Genomic DNA, 16,299 nt, shown 5'->3' with positions numbered 1-16,299 from the left:
CTCCCCACACTCCCCCATCTCCCCACCTCCCCATCTTTTGGTTAAAACAATATCAATGACAGGAAATTCACTTCAGTAATAAAATAATCTATATAACTTCTGTCTTTGGAGGAAATACCTCTATTTCATGCAACTTTTTGGGTTATTTCTGTGGATTAAGCATCTTTCTCTCGGTAGATAGTTGTACTGAAATCAACATCGTTGATATGTTATTAATATGACAATAGTAAGAAAAAACTCCCCCAATACATCAGTAATTCCTCCAGAAACATTGGCAGAAAAATTTATTGAAGCAGAGCGTATGCATGATGTTCTGCTGTTACTGCAAAATCTAATTAACAGTGAAGAAGCCACTGTGAAATTAATTCTGGATTGTCTTTATGATGTTGGCTCGGTTAACTTAATTAACCAAAAGCTTCGCCCACAACCCATAAACAGGTTGATGAAATTAATTGCGCGGATGTCGAAACCAGTTTTTAGAACTTTAGCCTATAACTGGTTTAAAAAGAACTGCCCGCAACTGATTGCTAATTGGTTACATTCTCAAGTTACTTTTGGAAGTACTCCAGCTAAACCGCGAGAAGTAGCCATTGAAGTTACACCAGTTGAACCATATTCTGCACTACAGGCTGAAAGTCTTAACCAAGAGATTAAGACTCTACGCCATCAAGTGAGATTGCTAGCTGGGATTTCGATAATTGCGATCGCTGTTTTAGGAGTCACAGCCACTTGGTTAAATTGAAGTCCAAAGTTAGTACAGTTATCAAATTTAAAATTTAATCGCTCCAACAACACTTTTTATCGTAAGATTCAGTTGGGTTATCAAAAACTAACCAGTCTCAAATATTGATGGTACAAACCACCCGAATTGCAGAAGCATTCTTTCAAAAAGCTTATTCATCCATGAACTCAGAATTAAAAATTACTGTCTTGTGAGCAGGGCGTTCGCGCAGCGTCTCGTAGAGAAGCCCATTATAAATCATATCATTATGACTGTGCCAAAACCTAGCTTAGAGGACATCGAAATACGTCTACTTTTAGAAGGGGTGTATCAGTATTATGGTTATGATTTCCGCAATTACGCCCTTTCTTCAATTAAGCGCCGTATTCTCGGTTTTATGAGTTTAGAAGGGTTAACTAATATTTCTGCTTTGCAAGAGCGGTTACTCCACAACCCTAACTATTTAGAAAAATTTTTGCTGGCTCTGACAGTAAATGTAACATCAATGTTTCGCGATCCTAGCTTTTATAACACCTTTAGAAGTCAAGTTATTCCGTTCTTGCAAACCTATCCTTTTATTCGTATTTGGCACGCTGGATGTTCTACGGGTGAAGAAGTCTATTCAATGGCAATTCTCCTACAAGAAGAAGGACTTTATCACCGTTGTCGCATATATGCAACTGATACCAACGAAAAAGTATTACAAAATGCCAAAAGTGGTATTTTTTCTCTAAAACTCATGCAGGAATATACTCATCTTTACCTAAAAGCAGGAGGCAAAAAGTCTTTTTCTGAATATTATACGGCAGCTTATGACAACGCTATTTTTCGAGCATCTTTAAGGGAAAATATTGTTTTTGCCCAGCATAATTTAGCAACAGATAGCTCTTTTAACGAATTTAATGTCATCCTTTGCCGTAACGTGTTGATATATTTCAATCAGATACTTCAAAAGCGGGTACACGAACTGTTTTTTAATAGCCTTTGTACCTTTGGCATTTTGGGCTTAGGAAGACAAGAATCCATTAGATTCACTCCCTATGAACAGCAATATGAAGAGATAGTTAAAGGTGAAAAGCTATATAGAAAAACAAGAGCGCGGGGACATAGTGAAGCCGGGATGCACAAAGATTTTAATTATAATTGAATCAGCTAATGTGCGCTAAAAAAATAGAAAAAAAGTCCTCCCTGTTAGAAGAGGACATTTTTATTTTTCAATCCAATCACAACTAAACTAAATACGCGACTTGACAAATTTCTCTAACCTATCCATCCCTTTTTCAATGGTCGCTAAATCGGTGGCGTAGGAAAGGCGAATGTTGTCATCAGCGCCAAAGGCAATTCCGGGAATGACTGCTACTTGATGTTCTTCTATTAAGGCGTCGCAAAATTCCAAGGATTTCAAACCTGTTTTGCTGATGTCGGGGAAAAGATAAAAAGCGCCATCTGGTTTAGCGGTACTCAGTCCGGGAATGGCGTTGAGTCTGTCTAACATTACCTGTCGGCGTTTGGCAAAGGCTTGACGCATTTCTTCTACACAGTCTTGGGGATTTTGCAGTGCAGCGATCGCTCCATATTGAGCAAAGGTACAGACGTTAGATGTACTATGTCCTTGGATGGAACTGGCGGCTTTAATAATTTCCACTGGCCCCGCTAAATAGCCAAGTCTCCAGCCCGTCATGGAATAAGCTTTAGCAAATCCATTACTGATTAAAGTCCGGTCAAAAATTTCCTTGCCTAGAGAACCAATGCTGATATGTTCTGCACCGTCGTAGAGGATTTTTTCGTAAATTTCATCAGAGACGACAAAGATATCTGCATCAACTATTACCTCTGCCAATGCTTTAATTTCATCTGGGGTGTAAACCATCCCCGTGGGATTAGATGGAGAGTTGAGGATAAATAACTTTGTCTTGGGGGTGATGGCTTGACGCAGTTGTTCGGGAGTAATTTTATAGCCTGTGCTTGCATCTGTGGGGACAATTACCGAAACTCCACCCACCAAGGTCACCATTTCCGGATAACTTAGCCAGTAGGGTGCAGGAATTATGACTTCATCACCTGGATCGATTAACGCCACAATCAAATTGTACAGAGAATGCTTACCGCCATTGGTGACGATGACATTCTCTGACTTATAATCAAGACCGTTATCAGTTTTAAGTTTATGGGCGATCGCTTCCCTTAACTTTGGTTCTCCGGCGGCGGCACCGTATTTGGTTTTGCCTTCATCCAAAGCTTTTGCTGCTGCGGCTTTGATATGCGCTGGGGTATCAAAATCTGGTTCTCCAGCGCTAAAACTACAAACATCTATGCCCTCTGTCTTCATTGCCTTAGCCTTGGCTGCGATCGCTAAGGTTAATGAAGGTGTTACCTGACTTACTCTTGCTGCCAGCTTCATTCTTACTTTATTTTGGCAAATCTTTCACTTACTTAAGCATATCCTAGAATCCCACCCAGATTTTCCTTTTCACAATTCCTTGCCTAATTGCTGCCTAAGTCCTAATCTAGAATTCTTTTTCACTCTGCTTCTCCTGTAGCTAGCATCAGCCCCCAAAAAATTCCCAAACGAACTTTAGTCCCACGAGAAACTACGAAATTGGCACAACTCAGGAAATGATGCAATTCATCTTGGGTGTAACACTGCTGATGTGCTGGGTCAAAAATCTTCAGTATGATATCCAATATTTGACAAAATAAATAATCTTTACACCAATCCAAAATTACAACTTTGCCATTGGGCTTGAGTACGCGTTTCATTTCTATTAATGCTGCCAATGGTTCGCTAAAGTAATGGAATGCACTGGCTGATACAATGACATCAAAACTATTGTTAGGAAATGGCAACGCTGAGCTACTAGCAACTTGAAATGAAACCTGCGGATAACCGCTACATTTGTTCTCGGCAATAGCTAGCATCTGTTCTGAAATATCTACACCGACAATTTTGAGGTTTGGATAATCAGTTAATAGCAATTTTTCTAATTCACCCGTTCCACAACCAATATCAAGTACAGTATCTAACGGTGATATTTCTGCCCAGGTTTTGAGCGAAGAAAGTGTATTATCAATATACTTTTTCCAACGGCGATCGTATATGGCCGCCAGATTGTTATATTGTTTGCGAACTGTGGCTTCAATCATATAACAGGGAATAGACAACAGGCAAAGAAAGCTTCTTGAATACTTGAGCTTGCACCAACTTCTTAATAGTAATGTGGAAGGGCGATTAATGTATAAATACGTAAACTAAGCTGTTTTGCATTTAACTTGCACATTGACTCGTCGTCGGCTGTTGACGATTGACAGTTAACAAAAGCCAGTGCTTTGAACGGCTTAAGGGGCTTGTCCGGTTCCCAGGAGAAGAAGGTTCCTGCTTTCTTAGGATAGCAACTAGCTCTCATATCATGTCCGGTTGAAGACTTATCATTAGGACTGACGCTCTTACGTGGGGACGCGGGGAATTTTTTTGATAAGTGATTAGGCGGACATGATATCAACAGTCAACGACTTTAAGCTCACGACTGAGGCAATAAATAGGATTTTACGTCATTACAAGCAAAGTGAAGTAATGGCCAAAACTCTGGTATTGCTTCCCTACACTTCGTTTCCGTCGCAATGACAATATCAGCGTTGCGTAAGTCCCAGAAGTCACTGGCCAAAAATAGCGATCGCTCCAAAGTTGATAAAGCAGATAACCACAAATATGATGTTATATATGCAAAATTTAAATTTATAAAAATTACGCTAGTCAATAGGATTTTTAAGTCAAAATTATGGAGCCAAGCCACCGACCACTGCACTACGATGCCGATCTAGAGTTTCAAGAAGCACTGGAACAATTGGAGGATATCTTACAAGAAAATCCTACTGAGGATGAAGATACACCAAAATTGCATAACCAGAGTGCTGATGAAGTCGAACTCAATAAAGACTTGACAAATATTGATTTAGCTGCATTTGAAGACGCCGTTGCCGACATTGAACAATATTTGGAGGAAAAAACGAAATAAAACTTGGGGACTGGGGACTGATGACTGATGACTGATGACTGATGACTGATGAATTATTATTCCCTGCTCCTCTGCCCCATACTTCTCTGCGAGAGGCTGCGCCAACGGCTCCGCTCAGTACAAGTCTCCCCATCTCCCTACCCCCCCACTCCCTACTCCTAAGCCATTTGCCGTTGAGCTTCGTACAACATTAACGCAGCTGCGATCGCTACGTTCAAAGACTCTACCCCAGGACTCAGGGGAATTTTCACTTGCTTGTCTGCCATTGCGGCTAAGTCTGCTGACAAACCAGCACCTTCGTTTCCCAGTAATATTAAACTCGGTTTTCGCCAGTCCACCTGCCAATAAGTTAAGCTTGCATTCGGCAATGTTGCTATTACCTGCATTCCTGCTTGCTGGCTTTGTTGTACTATCGCTTTTAAATCTTCGGTGACTCCCGTTGCTAGGCGGAACCATTGCCCTGCTGAAGCACGTAGCACTTTGGGGTTCTCTAAATCGACGCTATCTCCACTGAGCCACAACCCGGACGCTCCAGCGGCCGCCGCAGTACGAATCATCGTACCCAGGTTCCCAGGATCTTGTACTGTTTCTAAAGCTAGGACTAAACCAGTAAATGGTACTTGAGTTTGACCATTGCTGCGTTTTGCTGTTGCTACCACACCATCGGGTTGCACTGTGGTGGCGATGGCATCTAAAATCTCTTTACTGACAATTTCGGCGCGGCTGCATCGCCTACAAGCTTCCTCCCACAATGACGGGTGGTTTGCTTGCCAATCTGGGGTACAACACACCGTTTCTAGGGGGTAATTCACCGCACAAGCTTCCTCTAACAGGTGCGTCCCTTCCAGCAAAAATAACTCCTGCTTGTGGCGCTCCTTGGTAGAGTGTAACTTGCGGATTTGCTTGACTAAAGGATTTTGTAAGCTGGTCAACATGATTTTAGATTTTAGATTTTAGATTTTAGATTAATCCAAAATCCAAAATCCAAAATTGATTATGCGGAACCCGGGACTTGAACCCGGAAGCCTTGCGGCACTAGAACCTGAATCTAGCGCGTCTGCCAATTCCGCCAGTTCCGCTGGCAATTATCTTTATCCACAATTTCTAATTGTTACGTATTTTTTTACCTTTGTCAAGTGCAAAAAAGCGAAAGTTAAAAGGCAAAAGAAAGAATAATAGAGTATTTCTTTTTACTTTTATCTTTTGATAGCAGTTGCCGTTAAAACTCGGATACCAACTTCTCTGTTTGGTCTTCTCTGCTATATTTTTTAAGGAACTAACCCTGCACGTAAAGCACGCACAGCAGCTTGTGTACGGTCAGCAACACAGAGTTTATTGAGAATACCACGTACGTGAGTTTTGACAGTGCCCACTGTGAGATATAGTCTTTTGGCGATTTCTGCATTGTCACATCCTGCGACAATCAACTCTAAAACATCCATTTCCCGTTGAGTTAAAGGATAACTGACGATAGTTTTTTCGATATCTGGGTCAATACCTTCAATTAACACTCTTTTGGTTGCCGATCCTCTGCTAGCATCGGGGAAATCTTGGCGTATTTGCTGGAGTACAAGGTCTGCGATCGCTGGATCGATCCATGAGCTACCTGCATGGGTTGTTCGCACAGCCTCAATTAGCCTCTCACTTTCGATATCCTTCATACAATAGGAATCAGCCCCTGCTGCAAATGCAGCTAACACTGCCTGCTCGCTATTCTGCATTGTTAAAATCAGCAGTTTTGTTGTATAATCTTCTGTCTCTGCTTGATATTGCCTAATTGTCCGCGTTAGCTCGATACCATCCATATCAGGCAAACCAATATCAATAGTAGCAATATCAGGTTTGAGACTTTTCACAAGCTCGATTCCATCTGCGGCATTGGCGGCTTCACCAACAATGTTAACTTCTGGCTGAGTTTGTAAGGCAGCCCGCAAACCGATTCTCGTAAGGTTATGATCTTCGATGACGAGGATCTTGATTTCATCCATAGTTGCTTAACTTTACTGTTATCTATCTAGAGTACACATTAAAATAATCCTGTTCTCCAATTCAGGATTTTATACAAAAAGCAATATGTTTGCTATTGTTTCCAGGAGTGCATCTACCATTAGACATTAAATAACCTTATCTTGTAGGTTTTTCCAGAGGCAAGAGTTTCATCTAAACAATACAATTCAATCAAAAAACTATTTTTGTCCATTCTTGCCAAGATGTATGTTTTATGCGCTACAACTGATTTTCCAAATCTGATAGCAACTACGAATCGGTTAATGTTCCATCGCCGATCCTTGCTGTAGCACTAATGATGCACATAAAATGAATCACTAAGCTGCTTCAATGTTACACCAATTTTAAAAAAGAGTGCCACAGATACACCGTCCGAAACCCTTGTAATATAGGCGTTTTTCCTTGATGAATTTTGTAGCTTTAGCTTGTCTTAAGGTATGCGTCAATTGGGAATTTGTATTACATTCTAGTTACAAATTTAATTTGGCGGACAACATGCTGAACAATAAGTAACATTTAGTACTTTTAATACTGAATTAACGAAGAAAATAGTATAATTATTCAAAAAAGATGTCAAAAATTCAGGAAAGTTTAAAGGAAAATGTGAAATTTTAATTATGTCAACACTATTGGAGTAAGCTATTACTAGATTTGCGAGGAATAGCCAAGCACTTCTTATTATATTTAGCCATGTCCTTAACTAAAACTGTTAAAAAAGATAAAATTCTCGTTGTCGATGACATATTTGACAATTTACTGATATTAGAAGCAGTCCTACAAGATAACGACTATGAACTGAGCTTGGTGGAAGATAGTAAAGTTGCTCTAGATATGGTTGAGCAATCACCACCAGATTTAATTCTGTTAGATGTGATGATGCCAGGGATAGATGGTTATGAATTTACTCGACGCATCCGCAAAAATCAAGCGTTGCCGTTTATCCCGATTTTGTTGATTACCGCTCACTATGAATCCAGCGTTGTGCAAGGACTGGATGCTGGTGCAGATGACTTTATTCGGAAACCATTCGATCCTGATGAACTACATGCACGAGTGCGATCGCTGCTCCGCCTCAAGCATAGCATTGACGAACGAGATCAAATGGCGAATTTGCGGGCAGATTTTGTCTCGCGTTTTACCCACGATTTACGCATACCCCTAGTAGCCTCCAATCGGATTTTAAAATTACTACTGGAAGGGAGGTTTTGCGACGTTTCGCCACAATTACAAGAAATAATTAATACCATGATTGGCAGTAATCAAGACCTGCTAGAAATGGTAAATACTTTGTTAGAAGTTTATCGTCATGAAGCGGGCTGCAAAACTTTAAAAATTGCACCTTGTAATCTTCAGGAATTAGTTAATGAAGTCGCCCAAGAATTAACTCCTTTAGCTGAAGAAAAAGGGTTAGCCGTCAACATTGATAAAAGCGAAACTACAAGTACGGTAATGGGCGATCGCGTAGAACTGCGACGAGTTTTAACAAACATCATCGGCAATGCCATTAAATTTACAGACAAAGGTTCTGTAAATATTCGCTGCGATGTTAATTTGCCAGAGGTAATTATCAGTATCCAGGATACAGGGCCGGGAATTTCCAAACAAGACCAAGCAATTTTATTCGAGCGATTTCGCCAAGGTAAACACCAACGTTCTGGTAGTGGTTTAGGACTATATCTATCTCGTTGCATCATTGAAGCACATCAAGGCACAATCGATGTCACATCTGAACCAGGGCAAGGTAGTACATTTACAATTCGTGTCCCTTTGGCTGGTGAAAACTGAAAAGTTTGTTGACTGTTGACTGTTGACGGTTCACAGTTAACAGTCAACAGCCTTAAATGTGGAAGAGCTTATCTGTTTAGGCGATGGCCTAAACTAAAAATAAGCTTTTTTGATTCAATACCTATGGTTCAGTCTTCTAATCAACGCCTAAGTCTAGAAGAATTTCTGGCACTCCCCGAAGGTGATATTACATACGAATTTGTGAACGGTGAAGCTGTACCCAAATATAAAAACGATGAAATGTCACCAAAATTTTTTCATGGCTCGACCACAGGTGCTTTATTTATACTATTGTCTGCATGGGCAAAAGAAAAGGGTCGGGTTGTCATTGAATGGGCAATCAAACTAACACTAAATCAACAAGATTGGATGCCCGTACCAGATTTGAATTATGTTTCATACCGCCGTCTTCCTGCTGACTGGGTATTAGATGAACCTTGTCCTGTGCCACCAGAATTAGTGATTGAAATTATTTCCCCTGGTCAGACTTTTGGTGAAATTGCCGAAAAAGCAACTGATTATCTCAAAGCTGGTGTTTGTTGTGTTTGGGTGGTTGATACGCGAGCAAAAACGGTAACAATTTTTTATCCCAATACACCACCACAGACAAAAAGAGGTAACGATACTTTAGCTGATTCGTTACTAGAAAAAATCCCATTTACACCGCAAAATATTTTTCAACAAGCCGGAATTATCTAAGGGACTTGCAAGTAAAAAAATATTTCATTACTATTGTTGACTGTTGACCCTTCGACTCCGCTCAGGGTCAACGGTCAACACTTTAACCTTTTTTCTGAGACGCTGCTAAAAGTTCCAGAATCACCCCATTTGTCCAGCCGAAACCCACTTCGTTAGAACTATATCCAAAACAGATTTCACTGGAAACGTTGGCGGAACAGCGTTGGACATCATATTTTTCCACTAAAGTGTTGTGACGCCCGAATTCCTTGACCACCATAGCGAGGAATTTGTTAGCAATGCGATCGCCTTCTGTATGATATCCATAGCGGTGAAGTCCTTGGACAGCGATTAAGGTCAACGGTGCCCAGCCAAAGGGTGCGTCCCACTGATTGCCGGTCACGCGAGTACTGGTAAAAATACCACCTGGGGCTTCAAACAAAGAAAGATTTTCTACTAAGCGCTGGGCTTGGGATGGGGAAGCAATTCCCAGCCAAAGGGGATAGAATGTCGTGGCAAATTCATAACGGCGGCGTTCGCCACTCTGGAGGTGATAGTCGAGATAAAGCCCGTGTTCTTCATCCCAAAGAAACTGATCGATGCGTTGGCGGCGAATTTCTGCACGTTCGCGCCATTGTTGCACTAGATCTTCGTTGCCGAAAATCTCATTTATTTGTACTAAGTCTTGTTCCATCTGATACAGTAAACTGTTCAGACACACAGGAGCGTAATGGAGGATGTCGGCGCTGAAGGGGCCAAATCGGTTAGTGATATCAAAACCGGACTCGCGCATGGTACGATCGCCTTTATAAAATAGGCTGGTTAATTCGTCCTTTTCGCGATCGTAGTAAAGATTAACATCATAATCTTCAATTTCAAAGGTTTGATAGTACTCCTTAACGCGGTCGTAATGGCTTCTTCCCTGTTCATCTCGTTCGGAAAACAAAACTTCTGGTGCAGGGCCTTCGCCAAAAGCGTAAAATCTCGATAAGCCGGTTCCAGGATTCAAGTGCGGCGGCACTACCCAGTAATAATAAAACTGTTCTAGTAGCGGTACCGTTGACCTCAGCCATTGTTCATCCTGGGTGTGTTGGAATAGCGCCATCACCATCATACTCAGGACTGGGGGCTGCGATCGCGACAGCATGTAAGTCCGGTTGGAATTGAGGATAGTACCGTAATGCTGCACTTGGTAAAGTAATTGGTCTACCTGGCTTTGGGCTAGTTCCAATTCGCCATCATGTAGAAGTCCCAATAATATAAAGTAGCTGTCCCAACCATACATTTCGTTAAAGCGACCACCGGGGACGACATAAGGCCCTGGCAGGTATAGTAATCCATGTTCTTGAATTGCTTCTGGCTCAGGCGGCAAAGTACGAATTTGAATTCTTTGCATATCCTGACGAGATAGCGATCGCTCTAACACAGTTTGCACGTTAGGACAATCTTCCAAAGGTGAAATGTAGACAATCCAAGGAGTTTCTGAACTGTGGTCTAGTTTACTATCTTTGGCAGATTGTACGAGATGTTCGTGCGATCGGGTTAAGGTTTTCCAGGTTTTTTTGATATGGGATTGTACTGCGTCTATCTGCGCGGTGGTGAGTGATGGAGTAGTCATAATGTGGAGTAAGAATTACTTTTAAACGCATAGGCACTTTGCCTTCCCGTAGGGTAGGAACGCTAAGGAAATCGCAGAGGAACGCAGAGTTTTTCCAGCGTTTTCTCTGCGCCTTTGCGTGACGCCAGTTGCTACCCTTCGGGTTCCGCGTTAGCGGTAAAAGTCGGCACAGCCGCCCAACGCACTGGCTCTTCTGCGTGAGATTTTATTGTTTCACTCAGCACTACTAACCAACAATGCAACCGGAAAATGCGCGAGGGCAGATCCGATAGATAATGTTTCTTTGGCTTGTAATGGTTGCTGAGTTAAGACATTTTTCCAAGACGACGAAGTTCCTGAGGGTAATTGTAGGCGCGTATCTTTCCAGACTGACTCACCCAAGGGATTTTCTCCAGGTTGAATGAGGCGAGTGAAAAAGCGGGGTGCGATGGCGATCGCTGTTTGATTCTTTAATTGTCGCGCAAAGGCAATAATATGATTAGCGTGAGTTCCATGAATTTCTAACGGCAGATAATCTCCGTCTTGGAAAAGTGAGAGATAATCTTTTCTGGCTTTGAGTAATTGTGCCGTTAAAAACAGTTTGATTCTGCCGTCGGTTTTGTGTTTGAGCAATTCTTGAATCAATCCTAAGATATCTGTTTGGATTTGCTCTTTCATGGCAGTTAAATAACTGCGTCGTTGTTCAAAATCCACGGGACGGCGGTTATCTGGATCGACTAAACTTAATTCCCAAAGTTCCGTTCCTTGATAAAAATCAGGTACGCCCGGAGCTAAAGTCTTAAGTAGAGTTTGGGAAAGGGAATTAAACATTCCGTAGTCGGCAATTCGCTGTTGAAAAGGATGAAAGGCTTCGAGAAATTGCCCAGAAGTTGCAGGATTCAAGATTTTTTCTACAAAGGAAGTGCAAGCTTCTTCGTATTCGCTATCAGGCCGCAACCATGCAGTATGTACTTTTGCTTCTCGAATTGATTTGATGATGTATTCCTTCACCCTTTCTACGAAAGATTCCTGTTCTTCTGCGGTCAAGGGATATGCACCGATTAAGGTTTGATAGAGAAAATACTCATCATTGCGATCGGGCATGGCAAATCCGTGGCGAATCTGGCGATGTCCTTGATTATAATGACTCCAGATGTTGACTTGTTCTTCCCATTCTTCTGGCAATTCTGACAATACATTTAACCTTGCTCGCACGTCTTCACCGCGTTTAGTATCGTGGGTGGCTGTGGCGTTCATGGTGTGAGGCCATGTTGCTTGGTGCTTTTGGTTAAAGCTGTGGAAGTCAGCTACAGAAATGCCAAAATGGCTGGGATTTCCGCCCACTTCATTGAGGGATATCAAGCGATTGTAAACATATAATGTTGTGTCTTCCACACCTTTGGCCATGAGGGGGCCGCTGTATTGCTGCATTCTGAGAACAAAATATATCCACTGTTCCCGTTCTGTTTGGGAAAGAGAATTATCGAATTCTAGGAGCATCAATTTTTCAATAAAATTTAACTCATGCTGCAATAAAGGTGCTTGTTCTTTAGCTTGATTAATTACCTCTTGAATGGTGAGTTTATCTCCTTCTCCAATTCCATCGGGAGTAATATAAGTACGGTAAATTGGGAACAGTGTTAAAACTTCGGCGATCGCTCTTTTGAGTCCATTGATAGTAAAGTCATTTCCGTAGCGATATTTGCTGGAAATATTTTTTAGTAGAATGGCTAAATTATCTATGTCACCTGCTAAATTTTTCTCGATAATTAGCTGTTTTTTATCCTTGATTAAAGAAGCATAATTGAGTTTATTATTGATAAAAGCATAATAGATTTTATCAAACAAAAACTCGGTTTCGTTATTGCAAAATACACCATTGACATAATTTAGAAAATCGTAACCAGATGTACCTTGAATTTGCCAATTTTCTGGCAAATCTTCAGTTAATTCCAAAATCTTTTCCACGGTGATGTAAACATCTGGCGTTTTTTCTTGCAGCCTTTCTAAATACTGAGTCGGGTTATACAGTCCATCTATGTGGTCAATGCGTAAACCTGTAAATTTACCTTCTTCAACTAGCTTTTGAATCAAACTATGAGTGTTATTAAAAACTCGCAGTTCTTCAATTTTGACAGAAATCAATTCATTGACCGTAAAGAATCGCCGATAATTCATTTCTTCCGCCCCGACTTTCCAAAAGGCGAGACGATAAAACTGGTCTTTGAGTAAATCGTCTAGGAGATTAAAGCTTTCAGAATTACCCGGTTCTCCATTAAAAGTTTTGAGATTTTCTACAATAAACTCGCGGATTGCATCGTTTGTATTGTAAAGTTCCCAAACTAATCCTTTGATAAATGCAATTTGGTCTTGTCGCTGTTTACCCGCAACTTCTGAAGGCACATTTTTCAGAATGTACAGAATCCCCAATAATTTAATAAAATCAGGATGATTGCGGCCTAACGTGCGCGTGAGTTTGCCCAGATTATAGGTGAGAAATTTTGTGTAAGACTCTAAGCGCAGTGGTAGTTTTAAACTGTAATAGTTGACAGTTAAGCCATTTTGTTCGTATTGCAGTTGAATATGTCCATTTTCCAAAGATACGCCATAGAAATCTCCCAATAAAGGAGCGAGAATTCGTTGTTGGCGATCGCCAAATGGTACATTCCAAGAAAGGTCGAAATAATCAGTATAACTGGAATCTGGCCCGTGTTCCAAGATATCCATTAAATACTCATTTTCGCTGCTATAGGCCATGTGGTTGGGCACAATATCCTGTAACCAACCCATTCCCAGAGATTGGATTTCACTAATTAATGCATCAAAGGACTCATTAGTTCCCAGTTCCGGATTGAGTTGAGTCGGGTCTACTATATCGTAACCGTGAGTACTACCAGACCGCGCCTTGAAAATCGGCGAAGCATACAAATCAGAAATGCCTAAATCAGAAAGATAAGCGGCGATGGCTTTTGCATTTTCAAAGCCAAACTGGGGTGTAAACTGAATTCGATAAGTTGCTCTTGGAATTCGCATACTTGTATTTCGTGGAAGTGATGAATTAGGAGTGATGAATTAGGAGTGATGAGTTAGGAGTTAGGAGTTAGGAGTGATGAATTAGGAGTGATGAGTTAGGAGTTAGGAGTTAGGAGTGATGAGTTGGGAGTGATGAATTAGGAGTGATGAGTTGGGAGTGATGAGTTGGGAGTGATGAGTTGGGAGTTTTAGCTTTTCAAACTCAACAGTGAACCTCTAAGCTTAAACGTTGAACCTTTAAAACCAACTCCAAACTCCAAACTCCAAACTCCAAACTCCTAACTCCTAACTCTTAACTCCTAACTCCCCATTCCCTACTCCCTTTCATACAGTACTAAACTAATGGGTTGTAGTTTAATTTCTTCTCCCGCAGATAGATATTCAGGGGCTTGAGAACCAGGCCCAGACCATGAGGTGTCTGCTGAATCTAATAGTTTGTGAGCTTTGTTTTGAATTGGCAAAGTTATTGTCACTGGAGACGAATTAAAATTCAATACAAATATTAATTCACTCGTTTCACTCCAACGACGAACGATGACTAATTGCTTGTCTTCATCGCTAGTGGCTTGGATAGAATTGCGGTCTTGGTTAATCAGTACTGGATGGGTTTTGCGTAAATTAATTAATTGACGATACCAATTCCATAAAACTTTGTGATTGTCTTCGTGGCGTAATTCCCAGTTGAGTTTGCTCTGTAAAAATGTTTCTGCTGATTCTGGGTCTGGGGGGTCGTCTTCATAATGAAATGGTTCAAATTCTTCTTTCCGTCCGGCTCGAACTGCTTGAATTAAATCTGGGTCTGAGTGACTAACAAAGTAAATGAATGGTGCGGTTTCACCGTATTCTTCGCCCATGAATAATAAAGGCAAATAAGGTGAGAGTAACACAGCGCCGGCGGCTAATTTTAATCCTTCAAAAGAGACGCGCGCACTGAGGCGTTCTCCTTTCATTTGGTTGCCGATTTGGTCGTGATTTTGGATGCAGACTAAAAACTGTGATAAAGGGCGATCGCTGCAAGATAAACCATGATATCGTTTGCGATCCACCGAGTATTTCCAATCATAGACAAAAGTATCTTGATAAGCTTTTGCTAAGTCAGCAAATGTGCCAAAATCTTGATAATATCCTTGGCGATCGCCTGTTAAAAGTGTATGTAAGGCATGGTGAAAATCATCACTCCATTGGGCATCGATTCCATATCCGCCCAATTCCACCGGACGAATGATTTGCGGATTATTTAAATCACTTTCGGCAATTAAATGACGTTTCCATCTTTGCCCTTGTTGAGAAAAATGATGAACTGCTTCTGCTAATTCCCACAAAAAATGCTTTGCTCCCAAATCATAAATTGCTTGAATTGCATCTAACCGCAGTGCATCAATATGAAATTCACTCAACCAATAAATCGCATTTTCAATAAAATAATTTCGCACGCCCATATTCAGGGCATCATCGAAATTCATCGCATTGCCCCACGGCGTTTTATAGGTTTTGGTAAAGTACGGCCCAAACTGACCAATGTAATTACCTTCTGGCCCAAAGTGGTTATACACCACATCCAGCACAACAGCAATACCATTTTCGTGGCAAGCATCCACCAATTTTTTTAAATCAGCTGGAGTTCCGTAGGAATTTTGCACAGCATAAGGATAAACGCCATCATACCCCCAGTTACGGTATGCCAAAGCAGGTTCAATATGGGTATCTCCGGGAAACTGAGAAATCGGCATGATTTCAATGGCATTAATTCCCAGTTCTCGTAATTCCGGGAGACGGGGAATAATAGCAGCAAAAGTACCTTCAGGGGTGAATGTCCCCACATGAAGTTCGTAAAAAATCATCGACTCCACAGGAATTCCAGCCCATCCTTCATCAGTCCACTGAAACTGACGATCTATAATTTGAGATGGCCCGTGTACACCTTCAGGTTGATAGCGCGATGCTGGATCCGGGAAAGCATTTTCTCCATTCAGCACATACTTATAAAGCGTACCTGGATACACATCATTCACCTTCGTCTGCCAGTATCCCTCTGCTTGAGGTTTAAGCGCAATTACCTGCGGTTCTGGCGTCAAAATTTGCACAGCAACGCTATCTAACGTCGGAGACCAAACTGTAAATTCACACTCTCCGTTACCCAAATAATGAGCACCAATTCTCACGCAGATTTCCCCCTTCAATCAGGTTGTGTACCGGATTTTGGCGTCCAGTAATTTCATGTTGTCACACACTTTTGACCAACACGCCAAACAAATAGAATCATGGTGGTTTCACTGGACTTTTTACTAGTATCAAAGGACTGAATTTAGAACTACAAAACTCTGTCTAATGATAAATTAAGTTATTGAACATTTTTTGGTGTTGGCTGGGGACTGATGACAGTTGACAGTTGACAGTTGACTGGAGACTAGGGACTGTAAAATCAGAATTTATTCTCCTTGTCCCCCTTGTCTCCCCATCTCCCC

Annotated in this window: 12 protein-coding genes and 1 tRNA gene; 5 read left to right on the top strand and 8 right to left on the bottom strand. The window is 41.3% G+C overall.

All coding sequences use genetic code 11. The features are described from left to right. Positions 1 to 217: 217 nt before the first annotated feature. Together GNE10_RS19750 and GNE10_RS19745 are read left to right on the top strand one after the other, a co-directional pair. Positions 218 to 742 (top strand): hypothetical protein, encoded by a 525-nt coding sequence (locus GNE10_RS19750; RefSeq protein ID WP_099068174.1) that lies wholly within the window; start codon positions 218 to 220, stop codon positions 740 to 742. Between the two features lie 247 nt (positions 743 to 989). Further along, positions 990 to 1,868 carry a protein-glutamate O-methyltransferase CheR gene (locus tag GNE10_RS19745; protein ID WP_185566617.1) on the top strand — a complete coding sequence of 293 codons (879 nt, stop codon included), beginning with the start codon at positions 990 to 992 and terminating at the stop codon, positions 1,866 to 1,868. An 87-nt stretch (positions 1,869 to 1,955) separates the two neighbouring features. Here the strand turns inward: GNE10_RS19745 and GNE10_RS19740 are convergent, their stop codons facing one another. Both GNE10_RS19740 and GNE10_RS19735 read right to left on the bottom strand, forming a co-directional pair. Next, complete coding sequence (locus tag GNE10_RS19740) at positions 1,956 to 3,122, bottom strand: pyridoxal phosphate-dependent aminotransferase (protein WP_185566616.1); 1,167 nt, start codon at positions 3,120 to 3,122, stop codon at positions 1,956 to 1,958. A gap of 119 nt (positions 3,123 to 3,241) precedes the next feature. Then, positions 3,242 to 3,865, bottom strand: a complete 624-nt coding sequence (locus GNE10_RS19735) for a class I SAM-dependent methyltransferase (RefSeq protein ID WP_185566615.1) — start codon at positions 3,863 to 3,865, stop codon at positions 3,242 to 3,244. Between the two features lie 632 nt (positions 3,866 to 4,497). Here GNE10_RS19735 and GNE10_RS19730 point away from each other — a divergent pair. After that, a complete protein-coding gene (locus tag GNE10_RS19730) occupies positions 4,498 to 4,734 on the top strand; it encodes a hypothetical protein (protein WP_185566614.1) in 237 nt (78 codons plus the stop codon). A 158-nt stretch (positions 4,735 to 4,892) separates the two neighbouring features. Here the strand turns inward: GNE10_RS19730 and GNE10_RS19725 are convergent, their stop codons facing one another. The 3 genes from GNE10_RS19725 to GNE10_RS19715 form a co-directional block, all read right to left on the bottom strand. Further along, a complete protein-coding gene (locus GNE10_RS19725; protein WP_185566613.1) occupies positions 4,893 to 5,669 on the bottom strand; it encodes an RNA methyltransferase in 777 nt (258 codons plus the stop codon). A 62-nt stretch (positions 5,670 to 5,731) separates the two neighbouring features. Further along, a tRNA-Leu gene (locus GNE10_RS19720) sits at positions 5,732 to 5,813 on the bottom strand. 189 nt (positions 5,814 to 6,002) lie between these two features. Beyond that, entirely contained in the window at positions 6,003 to 6,722 is a 720-nt protein-coding gene (locus tag GNE10_RS19715) for a response regulator transcription factor (protein ID WP_099068180.1), read from the bottom strand. Between the two features lie 709 nt (positions 6,723 to 7,431). Between GNE10_RS19715 and GNE10_RS19710 the strand changes: the two genes are divergently transcribed. Both GNE10_RS19710 and GNE10_RS19705 read left to right on the top strand, forming a co-directional pair. After that, complete coding sequence (locus tag GNE10_RS19710; RefSeq protein WP_099068181.1) at positions 7,432 to 8,526, top strand: cell wall metabolism sensor histidine kinase WalK; 1,095 nt, start codon at positions 7,432 to 7,434, stop codon at positions 8,524 to 8,526. Between the two features lie 123 nt (positions 8,527 to 8,649). Continuing rightward, positions 8,650 to 9,225 (top strand): Uma2 family endonuclease, encoded by a 576-nt coding sequence (locus GNE10_RS19705; protein WP_185566612.1) that lies wholly within the window; start codon positions 8,650 to 8,652, stop codon positions 9,223 to 9,225. Positions 9,226 to 9,307: 82 nt separating this feature from the next. On the opposite strand, the gene GNE10_RS19700 is transcribed toward GNE10_RS19705, so the two are convergent. The 3 genes from GNE10_RS19700 to treZ all read right to left on the bottom strand — a co-directional run bounded on the left by GNE10_RS19700 (position 9,308) and on the right by treZ (position 15,996). Continuing rightward, the gene (locus tag GNE10_RS19700; RefSeq protein ID WP_099068183.1) at positions 9,308 to 10,822 is read right to left on the bottom strand and encodes a trehalase family glycosidase; all 1,515 of its coding nucleotides are present in this window, start codon (positions 10,820 to 10,822) and stop codon (positions 9,308 to 9,310) included. Between the two features lie 213 nt (positions 10,823 to 11,035). Further along, complete coding sequence (gene treY / locus GNE10_RS19695; RefSeq protein WP_185566611.1) at positions 11,036 to 13,834, bottom strand: malto-oligosyltrehalose synthase; 2,799 nt, start codon at positions 13,832 to 13,834, stop codon at positions 11,036 to 11,038. Positions 13,835 to 14,148: 314 nt separating this feature from the next. Then, positions 14,149 to 15,996: a malto-oligosyltrehalose trehalohydrolase gene (gene treZ / locus GNE10_RS19690; protein WP_185566610.1), complete on the bottom strand. Its 1,848-nt coding sequence runs from the start codon at positions 15,994 to 15,996 to the stop codon at positions 14,149 to 14,151. Between the last annotated feature and the right edge of the window lie 303 nt (positions 15,997 to 16,299).

It is taken from the genome of Nostoc sp. 2RC (genome assembly GCF_014222165.1).
Lineage (GTDB): Bacteria > Cyanobacteriota > Cyanobacteriia > Cyanobacteriales > Nostocaceae > Nostoc > Nostoc linckia.
This window is presented reverse-complemented; position numbering and strand designations above follow the sequence as displayed.